At 34.5% G+C, this 14,043-nt stretch carries 16 protein-coding genes; 12 read left to right on the plus strand and 4 right to left on the minus strand.

The window, feature by feature from the left end; all coding sequences use genetic code 11:
* Positions 1-106: 106 nt before the first annotated feature.
* On the plus strand, positions 107-1,027 hold the full coding sequence (locus tag ACQY44_RS17690) for a helix-turn-helix domain-containing protein (RefSeq protein WP_428231624.1): 921 nt from the start codon (positions 107-109) through the stop codon (positions 1,025-1,027).
* Between the two features lie 213 nt (positions 1,028-1,240).
* Here the strand turns inward: ACQY44_RS17690 and ACQY44_RS17695 are convergent, their stop codons facing one another.
* The 3 genes from ACQY44_RS17695 to ACQY44_RS17705 all read right to left on the minus strand — a co-directional run bounded on the left by ACQY44_RS17695 (position 1,241) and on the right by ACQY44_RS17705 (position 5,402).
* Positions 1,241-2,041 carry an ABC transporter substrate-binding protein gene (locus ACQY44_RS17695; protein ID WP_428231625.1) on the minus strand — a complete coding sequence of 267 codons (801 nt, stop codon included), beginning with the start codon at positions 2,039-2,041 and terminating at the stop codon, positions 1,241-1,243.
* Positions 2,042-2,245: 204 nt separating this feature from the next.
* Positions 2,246-3,103 carry an orotidine-5'-phosphate decarboxylase gene (gene pyrF / locus ACQY44_RS17700; RefSeq protein WP_428231626.1) on the minus strand — a complete coding sequence of 286 codons (858 nt, stop codon included), beginning with the start codon at positions 3,101-3,103 and terminating at the stop codon, positions 2,246-2,248.
* A 115-nt stretch (positions 3,104-3,218) separates the two neighbouring features.
* Positions 3,219-5,402 carry a DUF5723 family protein gene (locus ACQY44_RS17705; RefSeq protein WP_428231627.1) on the minus strand — a complete coding sequence of 728 codons (2,184 nt, stop codon included), beginning with the start codon at positions 5,400-5,402 and terminating at the stop codon, positions 3,219-3,221.
* 162 nt (positions 5,403-5,564) lie between these two features.
* On the opposite strand from ACQY44_RS17705, the gene ACQY44_RS17710 reads away from it, so the two are divergent.
* The 11 genes from ACQY44_RS17710 to ACQY44_RS17760 all read left to right on the plus strand — a co-directional run bounded on the left by ACQY44_RS17710 (position 5,565) and on the right by ACQY44_RS17760 (position 12,231).
* A complete protein-coding gene (locus ACQY44_RS17710; protein WP_428231628.1) occupies positions 5,565-6,038 on the plus strand; it encodes a Dps family protein in 474 nt (157 codons plus the stop codon).
* 107 nt (positions 6,039-6,145) lie between these two features.
* Positions 6,146-6,331 (plus strand): CsbD family protein, encoded by a 186-nt coding sequence (locus ACQY44_RS17715; protein ID WP_055098382.1) that lies wholly within the window; start codon positions 6,146-6,148, stop codon positions 6,329-6,331.
* 157 nt (positions 6,332-6,488) lie between these two features.
* On the plus strand, positions 6,489-7,040 hold the full coding sequence (locus ACQY44_RS17720; RefSeq protein WP_428231629.1) for a helix-turn-helix domain-containing protein: 552 nt from the start codon (positions 6,489-6,491) through the stop codon (positions 7,038-7,040).
* Between the two features lie 21 nt (positions 7,041-7,061).
* Positions 7,062-7,511, plus strand: a complete 450-nt coding sequence (locus ACQY44_RS17725) for a response regulator (RefSeq protein ID WP_428231630.1) — start codon at positions 7,062-7,064, stop codon at positions 7,509-7,511.
* Positions 7,512-7,521: 10 nt separating this feature from the next.
* Positions 7,522-9,306 (plus strand): sensor histidine kinase, encoded by a 1,785-nt coding sequence (locus ACQY44_RS17730; protein WP_428231631.1) that lies wholly within the window; start codon positions 7,522-7,524, stop codon positions 9,304-9,306.
* A 380-nt stretch (positions 9,307-9,686) separates the two neighbouring features.
* Positions 9,687-10,205: a DUF4142 domain-containing protein gene (locus ACQY44_RS17735; RefSeq protein WP_428231632.1), complete on the plus strand. Its 519-nt coding sequence runs from the start codon at positions 9,687-9,689 to the stop codon at positions 10,203-10,205.
* A 45-nt stretch (positions 10,206-10,250) separates the two neighbouring features.
* Positions 10,251-10,898, plus strand: coding sequence for a porin family protein (locus ACQY44_RS17740; RefSeq protein ID WP_428231633.1), 648 nt, complete (start codon positions 10,251-10,253; stop codon positions 10,896-10,898).
* A 36-nt stretch (positions 10,899-10,934) separates the two neighbouring features.
* Complete coding sequence (locus tag ACQY44_RS17745; protein WP_109746162.1) at positions 10,935-11,087, plus strand: lmo0937 family membrane protein; 153 nt, start codon at positions 10,935-10,937, stop codon at positions 11,085-11,087.
* A gap of 48 nt (positions 11,088-11,135) precedes the next feature.
* Positions 11,136-11,420: a YtxH domain-containing protein gene (locus tag ACQY44_RS17750; protein ID WP_428231634.1), complete on the plus strand. Its 285-nt coding sequence runs from the start codon at positions 11,136-11,138 to the stop codon at positions 11,418-11,420.
* A gap of 35 nt (positions 11,421-11,455) precedes the next feature.
* On the plus strand, positions 11,456-11,836 hold the full coding sequence (locus tag ACQY44_RS17755; protein WP_428231635.1) for a hypothetical protein: 381 nt from the start codon (positions 11,456-11,458) through the stop codon (positions 11,834-11,836).
* Positions 11,837-11,859: 23 nt separating this feature from the next.
* Complete coding sequence (locus tag ACQY44_RS17760) at positions 11,860-12,231, plus strand: hypothetical protein (RefSeq protein WP_428231636.1); 372 nt, start codon at positions 11,860-11,862, stop codon at positions 12,229-12,231.
* Positions 12,232-12,792: 561 nt separating this feature from the next.
* On the opposite strand, the gene prfA is transcribed toward ACQY44_RS17760, so the two are convergent.
* A complete protein-coding gene (gene prfA, locus ACQY44_RS17765) occupies positions 12,793-13,869 on the minus strand; it encodes a peptide chain release factor 1 (protein WP_271335843.1) in 1,077 nt (358 codons plus the stop codon).
* Between the last annotated feature and the right edge of the window lie 174 nt (positions 13,870-14,043).

Below are 14,043 nucleotides of genomic sequence, written 5' to 3' on the forward strand. Positions count from 1 at the left end.
CTTGAAAGTAATAATAAAACCAAATCATTAATTTCTAAGGAAAAGTTACCTTTACGGTAGCTTTTCCTTATTTATATATTTCTTTAAATATTATACCTGTTTTATCATGAAAAAAGAAGCCCATATTCCGTATACGATTCATTCGATTTCAGAAATGCATTCACTGTTGAGAATTCCAAAACCGGAACATCCCCTGGTGAGTTTTGTCGATTTAAGTAAAATAAGCTGCCATTTTGATGACAATTTAAAAAGTGTCGTTTATGATTTTTATACGGTTTGCATCAAAAAAGGTTTTACAGGAAAAATGAAGTACGGACAAAATTATTATGATTTTGACGAAGGCGTGATGACTTTTATGTCACCCGGACAGGTTATTTCTACTGAAGTTTCTGTTGACACATCCGTTTACGGCGCAATGCTGGTGATTCATCCTGATTTTATTCAGAACTATCCTTTAGCCAAAAACATCAAAGATTACGGTTATTTCTCGTATGCGGTGAACGAAGCTTTGCATCTTTCTGATAAAGAAGAAACGATGGTAAGAAACATTATGCAGAACATCGAACACGAATATATATCCTCTATTGATGCTTTTAGTCAGGATGTCATGGTTTCGCATATCGAATTGCTCCTTAATTATTGCAATCGTTTTTACAACCGCCAATTTATTACCCGAAAATCTGCCAACAATACACTTTTAACCCAATTAGAAACCTTGCTTTCTGACTATTTTGAAGGTGATAAAGTACAGCAATTCGGATTACCAACTGTGGCCTATATTTCAGATGAGTTGCATGTTTCTCCTAATTATCTGAGTGACATGTTGCGTTCTTTAACGGGACAAAGTACACAACATCACATTCATAATAAAATCATCGAAAAAGCAAAAGAATTACTTACTACCACGTCTTTAAGTGTAAGCGAAATGGCATATCAACTGGGTTTTGAATATCCGCAATCGTTCAATAAATTATTTAAAAGCAAAACCAATGTTTCGCCTTTAGAATTCAGAAGTTCGTTTAACTAGATTTTAAATATAAAGTGAGATATATTACCGCAAAGTCCGCAAAGATTTTTCGCAAAGGTTTATTTCATAATATATAAGTAGGCAAAGTTCGCAAAGCTAAATCAACACAAAGCTTTGCGAAGTTCTCTTTTTTATAAAAACTTACTACTAAAAAAACTTTGCGGACTTTGCGGTTAAATTATGTTCAAAGTAAAGAAAACCTGAAACTAAATCTTAGTTTTTCAGTCTTTCATGTAGTATTTTAAAATACAGAAAAGCCTTTAACAGTCGGCTGCCATGCCAGGAGAACATTTCGCCATCCACAAAGATAGTTTTGGCGTGATGGGTAAATCTGCCAATTTCAAAAGCATCTTCTTCTTTAAAAGGATACGGTTCTGATGAAAGCAAAACCAAATCAGGATCGCCTTCGAGACGCATTTTCTTGAGTTCGACTTCAGGATAACGCCCTTTGTCTTCGTAGATATTCTGAAAGTGATTTAACTTTAATAATTCATTGATATAAGTATCCTTTCCGGCTACCATAAAGGGATTTTTCCAGATAAAATATGCCACTTTTTGTACCGGAATATCGTGAATATATTTTTTGAAATCGCTTAAAGCGAAAGTCAGTTTGTCATTCCATTTTTGGGCTTCGGTTCTGCAATTAAAGAGTTGGCCGAAATCTGAAATCATCTGAAAATTATCTTCGATCGTAATAATATTGGTGACCCAAACCGGACAAATAGCACTTAACTGCTCGACAATTTCAGGTGTGTTTTCTTCCTTGTTACAAATAATAATATCAGGCTGCAATAATTTTATCTTCTCAAAATGAATTTTCTTGGTGCCGCCCACCATTTTCTTAGTCGATTTTAAATGATACGGATGCACACAGAACTTCGTGATCCCGATGATCTTTTCTTCTAAACCTAAATCATACAACAATTCCGTTTGCGAAGGCACTAATGAGATAATACGTTTGGGAGAACTCTCAAACGAATGTGAAGTACCGAACTGATCAATTAGTTGTTTCATGTTTGTTTTGTTTCAAGTTGTTGGATTGTGTGGTTTTACCGCAAGGTGCGCCAAGTTTTTTATATAACTGTATTTTCAGTAAATGCAAAGTTCGCTAAGCTAAATCAACATAAAGCTTTGCGAACTTTGCATTTTTATAAAATCACGAGGATCCAAAAACTTTGCGAACTTTGCGGTTAAATATATATTCAAAGTAAAGTAACTTTAAACCTGAAACTTTAAACTAATTATTTCTTCCATTTCCTGTTGAACCTTCAAAGCTTCTTCTCTTGCCTTTTCGGCAAAGTCAGTTCCTTTTGAGGCGTAGATAATTGCTCTTGCTGAGTTTACTAACAAACCCACTTTATCGTTCATTCCGTATTTGCAAACCTCGGACAAACTTCCGCCCTGAGCCCCAATTCCGGGAACTAATAAAAAACTATCCGGAACAATTTTTCTGATATCAGCAAAATACTCTGCTTTTGTTGCGCCAACAACATACATTAGATTGTGGCTGTTTTTCCATGTTTTAGAAGTTTCTAAAACTTGTTTGTATAATTCTTTAGCTCCGCTCTGTTCGCCTTCGCCTCGGGCTCCGTTGATGGTTAACGTCTGAAAATCGAAAGCACCTTCATTAGACGTTAACGCTAACATGATGGTATGTTTGTTTTCGAAAGCCAAAAAAGGCTCGACCGAATCTTTCCCCATATAAGGCGCAACGGTTACACTATCAAAATTCAGATCTTCAAAAAAAGCTTTCGCATACATGCTTGATGTGTTTCCTATATCTCCACGTTTTGCATCTGCAATGGTGAAAATCTCAGGAAAATTCTCGTTGATATAGTTGATCGTTTTTTGCAAAGACATCCATCCTTTTATACCATAGGCTTCAAAGAAAGCGGTATTGGGTTTGTATCCCACAGCCAAATCATGTGTCGCATCGATGATGGCTTTATTAAATTCGAAAATAGGATCTTCAGTTTCTAATAAATGAGGCGGGATTTTAGTCAGATCAGGATCTAATCCAACGCATAAAAATGATTTTTTTGAAAGAATTTGTTCGTGTAGTTGTTGTGTAGTCATTCTTGATTTTTTAGTTCTTCTAATACATCAGAAGTAATTCTGTTTTAGAAGTACGCAAAAATAAAAAAAGCCATTCAATTACGAATGGCTTTTTGGTTTTATATTCAATATAGGCTTACAAATTCCCTAAATAGACAATTTCAGTTCTTCTGTTCTGTGCTCTTCCAGAAGCTGTTTTGTTAGACGCAACTGGTTTACTAGCTCCAAATCCTTGTGAAGATAAATTATCCGGATTTACTCCTTTGGCAATCAGTGCATCCATTACTACTTTTGCTCTTTCTTCAGATAATTTCTGATTTGCCTTTGCATTTCCAACATTATCTGTATGTCCGTTGATCGCAAATTTAGCATTCGGATAGTTTTTTAAGATTTCTTTAATCGCATCTAACCTTCCTGAAGTTTCTCCTTTTTTAGCATCACTCAATGTTGCTTTTCCGGTAACGAAAAAGATTGACTTCGCTTCTACTTTTAGTTTTTCTAAAGTCGCCTTAGTTACTTTAGGACACCCCTTGTTATCAGCAGGACCGGCAACTAACGGACATTCGTCTACATTATCCGGAACTCCGTCTTTGTCAGCATCTAAAACAGGACAACCTTTATTTTCTGCTAAACCTGCAACAGTTGGGCAGGCATCATCTTTATCCAGAACGCCATCTCCGTCTGTATCCGGCCAAGGGCAACCTTTGTTTTCTACCGGACCTGCAATTGCCGGACAAGCATCTACATTATCTAATAAGGTATCTCCATCTGAATCTTTCCAGGGACAACCTTTGTTCTCTACAGGACCCGCAACTTCCGGGCAGGCATCGTCTTTGTCAAAAACACCATCTTTATCTGTATCGGGCCAAGGACATCCGTTATTTTCTGCCGGACCGGCTACTTTTCTGCAGGCATCTTCTTTGTCGATAACTCCGTCTCCGTCTGTATCTTTGAATTGCTTCTCATAAACCGGAATTTTTATCCCCAAATGAAAATCAGCAGCTTTTGATTCTTTCGAAACTAAATTGGTAAGAATAGAACCGGAACCAATAAAGAAGGCCCCAACACGTAATCCTGAACCTACCTGCATGCCGCTGTACTGCATATAGGTCATAGGTACATAAAAACTAAACCATCTGCTTTCGTAACGAGGTGTCAACGTTACACGATCAGCGATTCCGTAACCATTTATTTTTGTTCCGGAAACCATATTGATATCTCCGTTAAGATTCAAATAGAATTTTTTGTACATATTCCAGTCTGCATCAGCGTGAAGCGCCGTTGGCAAATTGGTTTTCATTCCTTTTGTCGAAGAGGTTTTGGTATAATGCTCGTTAAGGAAATCATAGAAATTATCCGCATCATTGATCATCTCCTGCGTGATGGTACCATTTACATTATACGTATCCTGTCTTGCATTTTTGTAATTGATAGATCCGATATCCGTAACCGATAATCCGAAACGTAATTTGTATTTGTTTAAATCCCTAAAATTATTGTCGGCTGGTTTTGCCTTACCCAAATCGTATTGATCATAATCCGGTCTCCATTCGTAAACAAGTCCCAAATCAACACCAAATCCATTTGCAGCTGAATCAAATTCATAATCTTCTTTGGCTTCAAAATCCTGACTTGTTCCCACAGTTATTTGTCCGGTCGAAACAAGAGTTCCCTGCTCAGGATTTACTGTGTTTTCATTGTACTTAACATTCACATTATTTCCTTTAACGTATCCGTTTACTCCACCCTGAAGGTATTTTGCCGTTAGACCGCCTTTAAGAAAATGTTGGTCTTTTTGGTATAAAACAGCAGCATAAGAGACTCCAAGTTCTGCCCAGGTATTCGAAGCACCGTTGGCATTTCCTGCATTAAAATTAAAATCGCTTGCTTTGTCCAGACCCTCTTTAACCTGATCGACCAGACTTCCGTTTATATTTCTCAGGTTGGTAACTGATCTTGCTCTTGTAAATACGGCAATAGTATGTTTGGGAGCAATATTAAACATAAAAGACGGTCCCATGATATCAAAATTAGCAAAACCATTGTTGTTGCTTTTTGGTGTCATTTTAGACTGAGTGTCAAAATCGTATCCCTTTTTATAGGTGTCAAAAAGATTAACGCTATACAAATCATTCCCTGCTGATCCGCTGATCGAAAACAAATTGATATCGGTTTTGAAACGAGAATCGGCAATAGATGCCGGGTTGAAAAGCACACTTTGTATACCTGCATAATTATCATGCGTATATCCCAGATAAGACTGGGCTTTAGCTGAAAAAGTAAGGACAATAAGTAATAAACTGAGTAAAGTTTTTTTCATTAAAATTTGGTTTTTTAAATAAATTCGGTGGCAAAACTACACTTTTAGAACTACAAACAGGTTACGCCAACATTGAATTCATATAACATCTTCAATAAATTATGTAAGAAAATTTAAAGTCAATTCTTCTAAATTTGATAAGCAACATTAAATCAAACAATTATGACTCCACATATCGGAATAACGCCAAAAAACTTAAAGAAAAGCACCACTATATTAGCTACAATTTTATCGAATGAAATGACGCTATATGTAAAAACCAGAAAGTTTCACTGGAATATTTCCGGAAACAGTTTTATGGAGTTGCACAAATTGTTTGAAGAACAATACCGAATTTTAGAAGCCAACATTGATGAAGTTGCAGAGCGCATTAGCCAGCTTGGCGAAAAAACAATTGGAACGATGAAGGAATTTATCGATAATTCTACACTAAAAGAATCTCCAAAAGAATATGCCTCACAAAAACATATGTTAGAAGAACTTTTAGAAAACCATGAACAACTGGTTACAGAATTCAGAGATTATATTCCGGCTTTTGAAGAAGACAGTAATGATATAGGATCTGCTGATTTTGTAACAGGACTGCTGCAACAACACGAAAAAATGGCCTGGGTTTTACGTCGCTATCAGGTTTAAAAAATACCGAAATGTGAATTATGAAACGCTTTACAAAATTCATATAACACAGCAGCAAATAAGAATTCAGAATTTTACAATATTATAAATACAAAAAAACTATTATCATGAATACTACAGAAATAAAAGGAAACTGGAATGAGTTGAAAGGAAAATTGAAACAACAATATGCGGATCTTACAGATGACGATTTATTGTATGACGAAGGAAAAGAAGACGAAATGTATGGAAAACTCCAACAAAAACTCGGAAAAACTAAAGATGAAGTTAGAAAAATCATTGCAGATTTGTAAGACCTTCTAAATCAACCATAAATACCGTCTAGTAACCCCTATTAGACGGTATTTTTTTGAGAATTTTATTTAAATTTTTTAATGTTCTACATCGCGAACAAGCATTAAACTCTATAACCAAAAATAAATTAATTATCTTTAACCAAATTTCTATAAAATGAAACTATTTATAAAGTTCGACATCAATACCATTTGCTCACTTTTTCTGAAACAAAACCTGGAACAACAAAATATAAATTTTATAACCCTGGGATTTGGCGAAATAGAAATTGCTGATAATCTTGATGCTGATACACTCGAAACTTTAAAAAATAATTTATTGCCATGTGGCTTCGAAGTAGTTGAAAATCAGAAAAGCGTCTTAGTTCAAAAAATAAAAGACGCCATTATTGAACTTGTTTTCATGGAAGACAGCAATAATTATAAAAGTTCTGTGTTTTTAGCTGAGAAATTAAACCACAGTTATGGCTACTTGTCTAATGTATTTTCAGAAGTAACCTATTCTTCTATAGAAAATTTCATTATTTTACAGAAAATTGAAAGAGCCAAACAATTAATCATTATAAATGAAATGAGTTTGACCGAAATCGCTTTTTTACTCAATTACTCAAGTGTTGCCCATTTGAGTACGCAGTTTAAGAATACGACAGGAATTACGCCATCGGCTTTTCAGAGAATAATTAAGAAACGTAGAGAAAATTTAAAATAAAAACCATAATACCATACTAAAATGCAAAAAAACGCATTATACATTTTATTGGCTGATGATGATGAAGATGATCGTCTCTTTTTTAAGGATGCTTTTGAAGAAATAAAAATTCAGACAAAAGTTGATTTTGTTCATGACGGAATGCAGTTAATGGATCGTTTAATGGATCCTGAAACCAAATTACCCGATATTTTATTTCTGGATTTGAACATGCCTAAAAAAACCGGTAAAGAATGTTTGATCGAAATAAAAAAAACAGAACATCTGAAAAATATTATCATCGCGATATATTCTACTTCATCATCTGAAGAAGATATTGAAGATACGTTTATTCAGGGAGCCAACATTTATATCAAAAAGCCAAGCGATTTTAATACGCTTAAAAAAATAATCAATGAAGTCATTACTGTAAACTGGCACTATCATACCTCTGGGTTAAACCGTGATAATTTCCTGCTTCGACTAAAATAATAGCATACCAATGAAATGGATACCAAATTTTAATTCTTCAAACTCTTTGAGAGTTATATTTGTAATCGCGGTTTTCATTCTGTTATTTCTTTCTTCTATTGCCTACAAGCACAACAAGGATTTAGACGAATCCAGTAAGGTTGTAATGCATACGTACGAAATAAACATTCAATTAGAGCGATTAATGTCGGCGATTAAAGATGCTGAAACAGGGCAGCGTGGTTATATCATAACACGAAATGCCAGGTTTTTGACTCCTTATATTTATTCACGCGACAAGGTAAATACTTCGTTTATTACCTTAAAAAAACTTACTGCTGACAATCCGAAACAGCAAAAAAATCTTGAAAAATTATTCAAACTAATTATTCAGCGTTTTGTTTCTTTTGAAAATTGTCTCAAATACAGCGATCCCAAAACATATGATAAGAGAAAACTCGACAATCATATGTTTGGCGGTCGAATCCTGATGGAAAACATTCGTTTTCAGGTAGACGAAATGAATGACATTGAGAAAAATTATCTGGCAAAAAGACTTAAAATTTATGCTGCAGAAATTTCCTTAAGTCCTGTATTTTCTATTTCTTTATTTTTAGTTGCTTTAAGTTTTATCTTATTGGCTTACAGACAAATTAGCCGTGATTTTGAACGTTTGAAAATTTACAATAAAAAACTTCTGATCTCAAGCGGACTTATGGCGGAATCTGAAAGCATTGGTAAATTTAGTACCTGGCAATGGGATTTAGATTCGAACAAAATCGACTACTCTGAAAATCAATACCGTTTATTGGGCTTTGAACCCAACGCATTTGCTCCTGTAAAAGAGACTTTTCTGGAATTTGTGCATCCTGATGATAAAGCAAAGGTGGCCAAATCAATGGAAGGCATTGTTGAAAAAAAACAATTGCCTTTTGTGTATTATAAAATCATACGTCCGGATTACGAAATAAGATATTTTAAATCTACAGGAAAATTACTGACCGATCAACAAGGCAGTAAAATTCTGCTCGGAATTAATTTTGACATCACCGACGAGCATTTACTCAACATCGAACTTCAGGAACGCAACAGAGAATTAGAGAAAAGCAATAAAGAATTGGCTTCCTTTAATCACGTTGCCAGTCATGATTTACAAGAACCGCTAAGAAAAATACAAACATTTGTTTCGAGAATTTCTGAAGCTGATAAAGCACTTTTATCAGACAGTGCCAAAGATTATATTTCTAAAATCGAAGTTTCAGCTAAAAGAATGCGTGTATTAATAGACGATTTACTTTTATTTTCAAGGACCAATACGACCAAAAAAGAGTTCATCAAACTAAACCTGAATGAGCTTTTGGAAAATGCAGAATCTGAATTGGCTGAAATAATCGAAGAAAAGAAAGCAACTATTACGGTTTCAAAATTACCGAAGCTGGCCGTTATTCCATATCAAATCGAACAGCTTTTTATCAACCTCATCGGGAATTCTTTAAAATACAGTCAACCTGATGTTGCTCCTGAAATTAAAATCGAAAGCGAAAAAGTAAATTCCAGTGATTATCCGGATTTGTTAGAACCTAATATCAAGAAATTCCACAAGATTACTTTTACCGATAACGGAATGGGATTTGATCCCCAGTTCAGGGAAACCATTTTTGTTTTGTTTCAGCGTTTGCATTCTAAAACAGATTATCCGGGAACCGGAATTGGCCTGGCGATTTGCAAAAAAATAGTCGACAATCATAAAGGACATATTATAGCAGACAGTACTCCTAATAAAGGTTCTGTTTTTACCGTTTTTCTTCCGGACTAATCTTTTCGCTGTTTCTATAAACATCTCACATATAACATCTCACATATAACATTTCACTAACAATATTTCATTAACAATATTTCAAGCAACACTAGAAATTGTAAGAATACAAAACAGACTCTATAATTGCTTCTACATAAAAAGAAACCACAAATCTATTGTGGTTTCTTTTTTTTTACCTTAAACTTTCAACGAATAAATCCCTGTAAAATAAAGGAATAAACCCTAAAATAAATTGATTATGGGAATTATATAAACATTCGTTTTTATGCTGTAAAGCAAAACGCTTGTTTCGTTAGCATCTTTGTAATGTAATACTTTATGAAGTAATAATGATAGCAGCGCCCCATTTAAAAGCGACAATTTTTAGATTTTTTTTATTGATAATTATAGTTTGTGTTGCATCGTGCAAGAAAACGAATCCGATAGAAAATTCATTAAAAAACGAAGCCTTTACTAAAACGGAAAAAGAAGAAATTGAAGCCTTTTTTTTTATTGCAACGGCAAATGTTAGTAAGTCCATTATTTCAAAAAGTGAAATTGCACAACAAAAAAGTTCAGATTTTACAATACAGGAATTAAGTAAAAAAATAGAAAGCGAGCAGACTGAAATATTGCAGGAAGTTTCAAAAATGGCCAATCAAAAGCTCATTATTATTACTGAAATCAATGCAACTCATAAAAGAGATTTATACGATCTGATCGATGCTACTAATACTGATTTTAACAAAACCTATCTCAATTCGATGATCACATCATTAAAAGAACAGATTGGATTATTTGAATCGATTTCGAAGGAAACAAATGATAAAGCAATATTAAAGTTAGTATTACACTATTTGCCTGAACAATACCAGATCTTACGCGAAATGCAAAGGATCAGCAATGAGATTAATTAAATGCCTATATATCTATTATTTATTATTAACTAAATTTTTTTAACTATGAAAATGCAATCAAATTTTTTATGCGCCTTAACACTTTTTTTAACAGCTTCATTTGGAATGCTACACGCTCAGGACAATAATGTAACTACCGAGTTTGGTGTAAAAGGAGGATTCAACATGTCTAACCTATACGGTAGCGGAGATGACGTAAATGACAATAATGTATTATACGGATTTAACGCAGGGGTTTATGCCACATTACCTATTTCAGATTTCATCGCCATTCAACCAGAGGTTTTGTTTACTACAAAAGGAGCAAAATTAGAATATGACAATGCTTTTGCTTCAGGAGATGCAAAATTCAAATTAAACTATATCGAAGTGCCTTTATTAGTAAGAGTAAATATCACCAAAAACTTTAATGTACACGCCGGTGGATATGCTTCATACTTAGTAAGTTCTAAAGTAACAGGAAGCGGAGATGTTAGTTTTGAACAAGAAATTGACAGAGATGATCTAAACAAGTTTGATGCGGGTATCGCAGCAGGTGTTGGAGTAGATTTTAGCCCAATCAGTATTGGTGTACGTTACAACTACGGTTTAACAACTGTTGGTAAAGAAAGAACTGTTGCAGGAACAACTTACACGTTCCCGGATGCAAAAAACAGCAACTTAACAGTATACCTTTCGTATAAGTTAAACTAAGAAAAACGAATTATTAACCCCCTTAATATAAAAACCATGTCAAATTTATTATATACAATCGCAGTGATACTGGTTATCCTATGGGCTTTAGGCTTCTTCGTTTATAGCTTAGGAAGTATCATCCATATATTATTAGTCATTGCCATTATCGCAATACTATTCAGACTGATCAAAGGTCGAGAAGTTTAAAAATCAACATTATAAACAATAATTATATTAATCACTAAATCAAATATTATGAAAGCAAGTAACACAATTTTAGGAATTTTAGGAGCTGCAGCTGCAGGAGCATTTTTAGGTGTATTATTCGCACCGGACAAAGGGTCAAACACTAGAAAAAAAATCAAAGACAAATCAAAAGATTACAGCGATGATTTAAAAACAAAATTTGATGGTATTGTAAGTACTATTACTTCAAACGGTAAAGATATTATCGAAGAAGGAAAATCAAAATTCAATCAGGCAAAAGAAGACTTCAATACCATTAAAGACGAAGCAAAAAGTGTAAAAACGAACTACTAAAAAGTGAAATTTTTAAACCATAAATCCCCTCTATCATGGAATCAAATGCAACAACAAACGAGAACTTAAATCTTTACGAAAAAGCAGAAAATTATACTAAAACGAGTTTAGAATTAATTAAACTCAAAACAGTATCATCAGCAGCTGATGTTTTATCAACATTAACCTCAAAGATAGCAGTTGGAGCTGTTGTTGCATTTTTTACCTTATTCCTGAATATAGGGATCAGTTTATGGGTTGGGAAATTATTAGGAGAGTATTATTACGGTTTTTTTATCGTAGCTCTCTTTTATCTTATCGTTGCTATTGTCATGTACAAAGCGCAACATACACTTATCAAAACCCCTATTGGCAACCTGATTGTTTCCAGTATTTTAAAAGAAACTAAAAAAGATATTAAAACTGATTCAAATTAATCGAAAAACTAAAAAAGACTGTTATGGAAACTATTTATACACTTGATTCATTAGATCAGAAGATACGACTATTAGAAGATCGACAGGACGCCGAATGGTGCGCCATAAAAGATGAAATAGATGAAATTAAGCACAACTTAAAACCTCTTAATCTTATCAGGAATACGGTTGAAGAGATCAACGAAACTGTAGGTTTTAAAAGCAATCTGGCACAATCTGCCATCAGCATCGGGATTGGTTACCTGGCAAAAAGATTTGTCGTTGGCAAAAGTACCTCGATGTTCAAAGGCATAGCCGGATCATTATTACAACTGGTCGTAACTAATTTAGTTTCTAAACCACATCATGACTCCCCAAACGAGAGATCATCACAACAAGAACCATCAAGAGAGTAAGTGTCTGACTTAAAATTATGTATTATGGAAAAGTTAAGCGAAATAGTATTAAAAAATGGTGTGTACATGTACTCAAATCTATATAAATGTTTTGAATATACAAGAGTATTTTTAGGTATCTAACTTGCTTTATACGTTTTATAAACAAACGGTTAAAGAGTTAATATCCGTCACTATATATTTTATTAAGGTTCAAAGGTAGTGAGTTAGAAAGGCGCAAAGATTTCTTTGCAAGCTTATAACAAGACTTAATTCTGAACCAAAAAAGAGACTGTTACACAATAGGTGAAACAGTCTCTTTTTGTTTAGATGGAAGGGCAAACGTTTCTTTGTAAACTTAAAGTCAGACTTACCTTCTTTCTTTCTAAGCTTCGTAGTTTATAGAGTATCTAATTGAAAATTGACAATACAAATCAAAGCTTTCAAACAAAAACAGCCTGTTTCACACAAGTGAAACAGGCTGTTTTTGTTTTATAATTTTAGAGTATTCCAGAAGACTCAAAATGTTATCTCTACAGAAACCTTTGTCCCTTTGAACCTCTCTGAAACTTTGAACCTTCTTTAGAATACCTCCGAAGCTTCTTTCAGTTTCTCCATATTGTTTACCAATTGTAGCTCGGCAACAATTTTCTGAATGTCGCCATTCATGATATTTCCTAAATCGTATAATGTCAAACCAACTCTGTGATCGGTTACACGACCTTGTGCGTAGTTGTAGGTACGAATCTTAGCAGAACGGTCACCAGAACTTACCTGAGATGTACGTTTTGTAGCATCTTCGGCCTCTTTCTTGGCTAATTCCTGTTCGTATAAACGAGAACGTAAAACCGTTAACGCTTTATCTTTGTTTTTATGCTGTGATTTCTGATCCTGACATTGCGCCACCAATCCGGTTGGAATGTGCGTTAAACGTACCGCAGATTTCGTTGTATTTACAGATTGTCCTCCAGGTCCTGATGAACAGAAGAAATCAACACGAACATCGTTCATATCAATTTGTACATCAAACTCTTCCGCTTCCGGTAAAACCATTACCGTAGCAGCAGAGGTATGCACACGACCCTGAGTTTCTGTCTGAGGAACACGTTGTACACGGTGTACTCCGGCTTCAAACTTTAAGGTTCCGTAAACATCTTCTCCTGATACTTCAAAGATTACCTCTTTGAAACCACCTGAAGTTCCTTCATTCATATCTACTACAGAAGTTCTCCAACCCTGGTTCTCGCAATATTTCGTATACATTCTGAATAAATCTCCTGCAAAGATACTCGCTTCATCCCCACCCGTTCCGGCACGAATCTCGACCATTACGTTTTTAGCATCTTCAGGATCTTTAGGGATCAACATAAACTTGATTTCTTCCTCAAGTTCCGGCAATCTTTGTTTTGCTTCATCTAGTTGCATTTTGGCCATTTCGGTCATATCTGCATCGCTTCCGTCAGCAATAATTTCGTTTGCCTCATCTATATTAGCCATCAAAAGCACATATTCATCGCGCTTTTCAGCCAATGCTTTCAGGTTTTTGTACTCCTGATTCAATTGCACATAACGTTTCTGATCAGAAATAACATCCGGCTGGATAATCAAATCCGAAATCTCGTCAAAACGTTGTTTTACTATTTGAAGTCTATCTAACATTTTCTAATTCCTTTTATTGGAGTGCAAATTTACGAAATTTTTGTTTAAAATTCTAGTATTGATGGTTTGTGTTTTTTGAGGGGAAAATTTAGTGGGATTAGGATTGTTTTTAGGAGCTGTTTCCTGCTATCCGCTACAATCTTTTGTGCCTCCCGATAGCTATCGGGACGGACA

Origin of the sequence: Flavobacterium sp. (genome assembly GCF_965277525.1) — a bacterium.
Lineage (GTDB): Bacteria > Bacteroidota > Bacteroidia > Flavobacteriales > Flavobacteriaceae > Flavobacterium.

Coding starts and splice junctions, on each gene's coding strand:
- ACQY44_RS17690 (WP_428231624.1), top strand. CDS start 107: ATGAAAAAAGAAGCCCATATTCCGTATACGATTCATTCGATTTCAGAA.
- ACQY44_RS17695 (WP_428231625.1), bottom strand. CDS start 2,041: ATGAAACAACTAATTGATCAGTTCGGTACTTCACATTCGTTTGAGAGT.
- pyrF (WP_428231626.1), bottom strand. CDS start 3,103: ATGACTACACAACAACTACACGAACAAATTCTTTCAAAAAAATCATTT.
- ACQY44_RS17705 (WP_428231627.1), bottom strand. CDS start 5,402: ATGAAAAAAACTTTACTCAGTTTATTACTTATTGTCCTTACTTTTTCA.
- ACQY44_RS17710 (WP_428231628.1), top strand. CDS start 5,565: ATGACTCCACATATCGGAATAACGCCAAAAAACTTAAAGAAAAGCACC.
- ACQY44_RS17715 (WP_055098382.1), top strand. CDS start 6,146: ATGAATACTACAGAAATAAAAGGAAACTGGAATGAGTTGAAAGGAAAA.
- ACQY44_RS17720 (WP_428231629.1), top strand. CDS start 6,489: ATGAAACTATTTATAAAGTTCGACATCAATACCATTTGCTCACTTTTT.
- ACQY44_RS17725 (WP_428231630.1), top strand. CDS start 7,062: ATGCAAAAAAACGCATTATACATTTTATTGGCTGATGATGATGAAGAT.
- ACQY44_RS17730 (WP_428231631.1), top strand. CDS start 7,522: ATGAAATGGATACCAAATTTTAATTCTTCAAACTCTTTGAGAGTTATA.
- ACQY44_RS17740 (WP_428231633.1), top strand. CDS start 10,251: ATGAAAATGCAATCAAATTTTTTATGCGCCTTAACACTTTTTTTAACA.
- ACQY44_RS17745 (WP_109746162.1), top strand. CDS start 10,935: ATGTCAAATTTATTATATACAATCGCAGTGATACTGGTTATCCTATGG.
- ACQY44_RS17750 (WP_428231634.1), top strand. CDS start 11,136: ATGAAAGCAAGTAACACAATTTTAGGAATTTTAGGAGCTGCAGCTGCA.
- ACQY44_RS17755 (WP_428231635.1), top strand. CDS start 11,456: ATGGAATCAAATGCAACAACAAACGAGAACTTAAATCTTTACGAAAAA.
- ACQY44_RS17760 (WP_428231636.1), top strand. CDS start 11,860: ATGGAAACTATTTATACACTTGATTCATTAGATCAGAAGATACGACTA.
- prfA (WP_271335843.1), bottom strand. CDS start 13,869: ATGTTAGATAGACTTCAAATAGTAAAACAACGTTTTGACGAGATTTCG.